At 73.3% G+C, this 6751-nt stretch carries 6 protein-coding genes and 1 pseudogene; 2 read left to right on the top strand and 5 right to left on the bottom strand.

The window, feature by feature from the left end; genetic code table 11:
- Window positions 1-273, top strand: a pseudogene (locus tag AWX74_RS18345) (IS110 family transposase); the annotation flags it as partial.
- Window positions 274-666: 393 nt separating this feature from the next.
- Here the strand turns inward: AWX74_RS18345 and AWX74_RS18340 are convergent.
- From AWX74_RS18340 to AWX74_RS18320, 5 genes are read right to left on the bottom strand one after another with little or no spacing between them, the layout of a single operon-like run.
- On the bottom strand, window positions 667-1827 hold the full coding sequence (locus AWX74_RS18340) for a VWA domain-containing protein (RefSeq protein WP_091278196.1): 1161 nt from the start codon (window positions 1825-1827) through the stop codon (window positions 667-669).
- A complete protein-coding gene (locus AWX74_RS18335; protein WP_091278194.1) occupies window positions 1827-2870 on the bottom strand; it encodes a VWA domain-containing protein in 1044 nt (347 codons plus the stop codon). Before AWX74_RS18335 ends, AWX74_RS18340 begins: the two co-directional genes overlap by 1 nt.
- Window positions 2867-3754: a DUF58 domain-containing protein gene (locus AWX74_RS18330; protein WP_091278192.1), complete on the bottom strand. Its 888-nt coding sequence runs from the start codon at window positions 3752-3754 to the stop codon at window positions 2867-2869. The genes AWX74_RS18335 and AWX74_RS18330 overlap by 4 nt, the downstream gene beginning before the upstream one ends.
- A complete protein-coding gene (locus AWX74_RS18325) occupies window positions 3754-4839 on the bottom strand; it encodes an AAA family ATPase (RefSeq protein WP_207550364.1) in 1086 nt (361 codons plus the stop codon). Before AWX74_RS18325 ends, AWX74_RS18330 begins: the two co-directional genes overlap by 1 nt.
- Before the next feature lie 36 nt (window positions 4840-4875).
- The gene (locus AWX74_RS18320) at window positions 4876-5700 is read right to left on the bottom strand and encodes a S1C family serine protease (protein WP_091278190.1); all 825 of its coding nucleotides are present in this window, start codon (window positions 5698-5700) and stop codon (window positions 4876-4878) included.
- A gap of 147 nt (window positions 5701-5847) precedes the next feature.
- Between AWX74_RS18320 and AWX74_RS18315 the strand changes: the two genes are divergently transcribed.
- A complete protein-coding gene (locus tag AWX74_RS18315) occupies window positions 5848-6513 on the top strand; it encodes a GOLPH3/VPS74 family protein (protein WP_091278188.1) in 666 nt (221 codons plus the stop codon).
- Window positions 6514-6751 lie beyond the last annotated feature (238 nt).

Raw genomic sequence — 6751 nt, 5'->3', positions numbered from 1 at the left:
CTCGGGGTGGCCGCGATGGCCGCGATCAGGCAGAAGAACTCCTACTACGGGGCGTTCTACCGGCGGATCGCCACCCGCCGGGGGAAGCAGCGGGCCCTGGTCGCTGTCATGCACAAGCTCACCGTCGCGATCTGGCATGTCCTGCACGACAGGACCGGACACAAGGACCTCGGCGCCGACTACCACACGAGGAAGAACCCGCAACGCGCGATGCGACGCATGATCCGCGAAGCGAACGCCCTCGGCCTCACCATCCGCTTCGACCCCGCCTGACCGGACCCAGCCCACCCAACCCGCCACAACCAGCCGATCAAGCCCCGACCCGCAGCTCACGTCAGTTTTTCGTGTCAGAAGTTGGGGTAATTGCTGCGAAAGAGCCCGTCGCGAATCCAACGCCAGTCGAGATCGACAGTCGGGGGCACGGTCGAGGACGCCGCCGTTCGAAGATCATGGAATTTTTGTCCTGCCGACGACCGCGATCCTCAACTCTTGCCTGGTCGCAACGGTTGCCCGGGATGCGGCCCGAGATCACCGTCCGAAGATCATGGGATTGCGGTCGCCCCGACGACCACAATCCTCAACTCTTGTCCGACAGCAAGGCTTCCCGAAGTCCGCGATTCGACGACGGGCTCGAAAGCGGCCGAAACCCTCACTTCTTGCGGGTTGTCAATTGGCTCTACTGCGAGCGCGGGGTGGTGGTGCGGGAGGCCCGGTGGGCTGGCGCGCGGCGGGAAGCGGCCGGGGGCGGCGCAGGCGGTTCCACCACAGGGACAGGGCGAGGGCAGTGGCGACGAGGAGGCCGCCGATGCCGGCGAACCAGGAGGCGATGTCGCGGTGCTCGTGCGTCACGGTGATGGTGCGGGGGAGGTCGGCCAGGGCGTCCTGCAGCTCGTTCGCGTTCTGCGCGCGGTAGTAGGTGCCCCCGGTGGTGCTCGCGACCTGCTTCAGCGCGTCCTCGTCGATGGCCCGCGGGTCGCGTTCACCGTTGCGGCCGCCACCGAAGCCGCCACCTCCTCCACCGAAGCCGCCGCCCCCGCCGAACCCGCCGCCGAACCCGAAGGCGTCGTCGCCGATCTGCGAGCTGTCGCAGACCATCGGCGCCGGTGTCGTCGTCCCGAAGCCGATCGTGTAGACCCGCAGGCGGCGGGCGGCGGCTTCCCCCGCGGCGGTCTGCGGGTCGACGCCCACGGTGTTGGCGCCGTCGGTGAGCACCACGATGACGTCCGCCGCGTACTCCCCGCCGATGCCGCCGGCCGGGACGTCCGCCCCGGTCGGGGGGACCGACGGGTCGACCTCGGCGATGGCGTCGATGGAGGTGAGGATCCCCTGGCCGATGGCGGTGCCGCGGGACGTCGTCAGGCTCTTCAGCGCGTCCAGCAGCTTGTCGGTGTCGTCGGTCGGCGGGACGAGCAGACCGGCGGTGCCGGCGAAGGTGACCAGGCCGATGCGGGAGCCGCCCGGCTGGGCCCGGATGAAGTCGGTGGCCGCCTTCTCCGCGGCGGTGAGCCGGTTCGGGGACACGTCGGTGGAGCACATCGAGCCCGAGACGTCCAGCGCCAGCAGGATCGTCGTCGAGTTCGCCGCGATCGGGACGTTCGCCTGCGGGCGGGCGGCGCCGACGCCGAGCGTGGCCAGCCCGAGCACGAACAGGGCGACGGGGATGTGCCGCTGCCACCGTTTCCGGCCGGGCAGCGCCACCCGCAGCAGCGCGACCGACGTCACCCGGATGGCGGCCCGCCGCCGGCGGCGCCGGGCCAGCCAGGTGACGGCGGTCAGCAGCGGGACGACGAGCAGCGTCGCCAGCGCCCAGGGCCAGGTGAGGGACATCAGGCGACCCTTCCCGTGCGCAGGATCGTGGGGACCGCGCCGGCTGCCAGCAGCAGGACCGCGAAGGCGGTGAACGCCCCGGCCAGCGGCAGGTCCTCGTGCTGGGTGGTCCGCCGCAGGTCGATGGCCGAGGCGACGCCGTCCAGCTCGGACGCCTGCGAGGCCGGGTGGTAGGAGCCGCCGGTCGTCTGGGCGATGGCCTTCAGCGTGTCCTCGTCCAGCGCGGTGTGCAGCCGGTAGCCGTCCACCTCGACGGTCGCGCCGGCGGTGGTGCCGACACCGACCGTCTCGACGTGCACCCCGGCGGCCTGGGCGGCCCCGGCGGCGGCCTCGGTCGCCCCGGCGGCGTCGCCACCACCGGCGTCGCCACCACCGGCGCCACCACCACCGGTGCTGCCGCCACTGCCGCTGGTGCCCGCGTTGGCACCGGCGCCGCCGTCCTCCCCGTCGGAGAACAGCACGATGGTCGCCGAGCTCCAGTACCCGAGGTCCGGCGCGGAGCCGTCCGCGCCGAGCCGGACCGTGCGGCCCGTGATCGCCGACAGCGAGGTGAGGATCGCCTCCGCCAGCGACGTGCCGCCGGTGACCTTCAGCCGGTCGATCGCCGCCTCGGCGGCGGCGTGGTCGGCGCTGGGCTGATGGGTGGTGAGCGCGCCGTCCTGGAACGCGACCACGCCCACGTCGACGCTGTCGGGCTGGGCGGCGACGAACGCGGCCGCCGCCTTCTTCGCCGCGTCCAGCCGGGTGGGCGTCACGTCGGTGGCGCCCATGCTGTTCGAGACGTCCACGGCGACGATCACCGTGCCCGCGGCGCGGGAGACGGGAACGGAGGCCGCCGGCCCCGCCGCCGCGAACGTGAGCACCGCGATTCCTATGAGGCTGAGCCAGATCCCGAGCTGCGGCCCGCGGCGGCCCGCGGCGGCGTCCACACCGGCCGCGGCGAGGGCCGCCCGGCGGCGCCGCGCCGTCATCGTCGCGGCGACGGCGAGCGCGGCCACGACCAGCACGCCCGGAACGAGCAGCCAGGGGGCGGTGAGGCTCATGTGCGCCGCCACCGGGTGCTGGCGGCGACCCCGGCGAGGGCGGGGAGCAGGTCGCGGTCGGTGTCGATCCGGTGCAGCGGGACCCCGGCGCGGCGCATGCGGCCGGCCAGGTCCGCCTCACGTTCGGCCACCGCGTCGCGTAGCCGGGCGCGCAGCAGCGGGTCACCGGAGTCGACGAGCAGCTGCTCGCCGGTCTCGGCGTCCTCGACCAGGACGAGCCCCACCTCCGGCAGGGCGTCGTCGGCGGCGTCCACGACGCGCAGGGCCACGACCTCGTGGCGGTGTGCCAGCCGCAGCAGCGGCCGGTCCCAGCCGGCGGTGCCGATGAAGTCGGAGATGACGATGATCAGCGACCGGCGCCGCGCCAGGCGTGCCGCGGTGCCCAGCATCGCGGCGACGTCGGTGGTGCCCGCCTTCGGTGGTGCCGTGGCGGTGCGGGCCAGCTCGTGGCCGATGCGCAGCACCTGGCCACGGCCGGTGCCCGGTGGCACGACCCGGGTCGTGGCGCCGTCGTGGAGGACCGCGCCGACCCGGTTCCCGCCGCGCCCGAACAGCCGCGCCAGCACCAGCGCCAGCTCGGCGAGGACGTCATGCTTCCCGCGGCCGGGGGCGCCGACGGTCATCGACGCCGTCCGGTCGAGCACCAGCCACAGGGTCAGCTCGCGGTCCTCGGTGAACTGGCGTACCTGCGGCTCGTTCAGCCGGGCGGTCGCGTTCCAGTCGATGCGGCGGGCGTCGTCGGTCTCGACGTAGCCGCGCAGTCCGGCGAAGTCGAGGCCGGACCCGCGGTACGGCGTGCGGTAGGCGCCCAGCACCCGCCCGTCGAGGCGGCGGACCACCTGCCACTCCAGCCGCAGCAGCAGCCGGTCGGGTGCGCCCGCCATCACCGGGCCCGCAGCGGGACCTCGGGCATCGGCACGGCCCGCAGCACGCCGGCGATGACGGTGTCGGGGGCGACGTCGTCGGCCAGCGCCTCATATGACAGCACGAGGCGGTGGCGCAGCACGTCGGGGACGAGCGCGTACAGGTCCTGCGGAATGGCGTAGTCCCGGCCGCGCAGGTAGGCCAGCGCCCGGGCGCCCAGCACGAGGGCGATCGACGCGCGCGGGCTGGCGCCGTGGGTGACGTAGCGGTCCAGGTTGCCCAGCCCCACCGTGCCCAGCGAGCGGGTGGCGACGACGAGCCGCACCGCGTAGTCGACGATGGCCGGGTCGACGTACACGTCCTGGACCTGCGCCCGCATCCGCACCAGGTCCTCGGGGGTGAGGATCCGCTGGGTCGGCAAGGGGGGCCGCAGGGCCCGGTCGACGATGGCGTGCTCCTCCACCGGCGCCGGGTAGTGGACGAGGACCTTCATCATGAAACGGTCGACCTGGGCCTCCGGCAGCGGGTAGGTGCCCTCGGACTCGATCGGGTTCTGCGTCGCCAGGACCAGGAACGGGTCGGGGACGGGGTAGGTCTCGCGCCCGATCGTCACCTGACGCTCCTGCATCACCTCCAGCAGCGCGCTCTGCACCTTCGCCGGGGCCCGGTTGATCTCGTCGGCGAGCAGCAGGTTGGTGAAGACCGGTCCGAGCGTCGTCTCGAACTCCCCGGTGTGCTGGCGGTAGACCCGGGTGCCGACCAGGTCGGCGGGCAGGAGGTCAGGGGTGAACTGGATGCGCTGGAACTGCCCGCCGACCGCGCTGGCCAGCGACTTCACCGCCAGCGTCTTCGCCAGCCCCGGCACGCCCTCGACCAGCAGATGGCCGCCGGCGAGCAGTCCGATCGCCATCCGCTCCAGCAGCACGTCCTGCCCGACGATCGTGCGTTTCACCTCGAACAGCACCTGCTCGAGCGGGCTGGCCGCGCCGCGGGCGGGTGCGGGTGCCGGGGCGGGCGCGGGTATGGGCGCGGTCATGGGGGTCCCGCTGCCGGTGCCCCCGTCGGCCGTTCCAGCGGGGCTGCTGACGTCGGCGTCCTGCGTCATGGTCTCTGTCGATCCCTTTCGTGACCTTGGTGGACGTCAGATCCGCGGCCCGCGGCCGCCACCGGGCCCGGAGCCGCCACCGCCGCTGCGCAGGGCGCTGGAGATGGGCACGGCGAAACCGATGCCGGCGAATGCCTCGTCCTCGCCGGGGTCGGCGATGGAGACGACGATCCCGACGACCAGGCCGTCGGCGTCGAGTAGCGGGCCCCCGGAGCTGCCGGCGTTCACCGCGGCGTCGAACTGGATCAGCCCGGACAGCTCACCGCTCTCCGTGGCCGTCGAGGGCGCGGTGCGATCCAGGCCCGACACGACGCCGGAGGAGACACTGAACGTCAGCCCGAGCGGATTGCCCAGCGCGATCACCTCGCCGCCGACCTCGACGCGGCTGCCGAGCGTGGCCGGCACGACCGGCCGCGGCAGTGTCGCCGGTGTGAGCATCGCGGTGTCGGTCTCCGGGTCCGTCGAGGCCACCGTGGCGGTGGACCGGGTCCCGTCGGAGAAGGTGAGGCTGATCGCGCCGCCGTCGGTGACGACATGGCTGGCGGTGAGGACGGTGCCGTCGCCCGCCACGATCACCCCGGAGCCGACCGTCCCGTGCTCTGTCCGCACCACCACCACGGACGGCACGACCCGCTGGTAGACATCCGCCACGCTGGGGGACGGGCTCGCGCTGGGGCTTGCCGACGGTGTCGGGACGGTGCCTGCCCGTGCCTGCGGGCTCCCGCCGGGCCGGGACGCGAGCACGGCGACCACCACGGCGAGCGTGACGATCGTGACCGCGGAGGCGATCAGCAGGGTGTGTATGCCGCGTAACCCGAAGGCGCGCCCGGCGGCCGCTCGGGGCTCGGGCCCGGACGTCATGGTCCTTACGCTAAGGCCCATTGCTGAGCAGCACCTGAACAACTGCTGTGTATCGGGCGGACGGCCCCCGCGCGCAGGCCTGGCCGCGTGCCGGGGCTGTCGCCTGCGGTACTGGCCGCTTGGGCGTGGCGTTGTATTCACATTCGTGTGAATCCTGACCTGCCCACCTCGCTGCCCGCGAAGCTCTATCTCCTGGCCTACAACCTGGAGAAGGACCAGATGTACGCCAACCGGCGCCTCGGCCGGGCCCTGCGGGCTGCGGCGCTGGTCGAACTGGAGACGGACGGATGGCTCACCGACGACGGTGGGCTGGCCCGGGTGGCCGCGGACCTGCCGCCCGGGCGAGGGGAGCCGACGCCGCGGGGCGGGGCCGGGCGCGCCGATCCGCTCGTCGCCGCGGTCCACCGCCAGATCAGCGAGGCTCCGGCCCCACGAGCCTGGGTGGACTGGATCGACCACGACCACCGCCGCGCGGCGGTCGAGACCCGTGACGACCTGGAGTCGGCGGGCTGGCTGCGGGTGGCCCGGGGGCGGGTGCTCTCCGTCATCCCGACGTCTGCGGTCGTGCTCCTCGACCGGCCTCGGGTGCGGGAGCTGAACCGCGCCGCCGGTCCGGTGCTGCGCGGTGAGGTCACCCCGCAGGCCGCCCCGGCGGACCTGGTCGCGCTGGTGGCGCTGGCGGCGGCCGGCGATGTGATCACACTGGTGAACGTCAGCCAACGCAGGGCGTTCGCCGACCGGATCGCCACGCTCACCGCCCTGGCCGGCCCTGCGGCCGTCGCGCTCGCCAGCCGACGTCCCGCACGGGGGTGAGGATCCCCGGGCGGGACGTCGGCCCGGCTGTGGGCTTTGCACCTGGTCGATATTCGGGGTTTCTGACAGCACTGGTCAGCTTTCGGCGCGAGCGTGACCGTTCCACCCACGAAACTAGAGGGCTTCGCGTTCCTCTTCCTTGAGAGCTCTTGACGTCCATTCCTTCGCCGCTTTTGCAAGTCTTCGAGGGGTCGACACCTCCGACGCCGACGCCCTGGTGCTCAGCCAATGCCCCGCA

This window comes from Parafrankia irregularis (assembly GCF_001536285.1).
GTDB classification, from domain to species: Bacteria; Actinomycetota; Actinomycetes; order Frankiales; family Frankiaceae; genus Parafrankia; species Parafrankia irregularis.
This window is presented reverse-complemented; position numbering and strand designations above follow the sequence as displayed.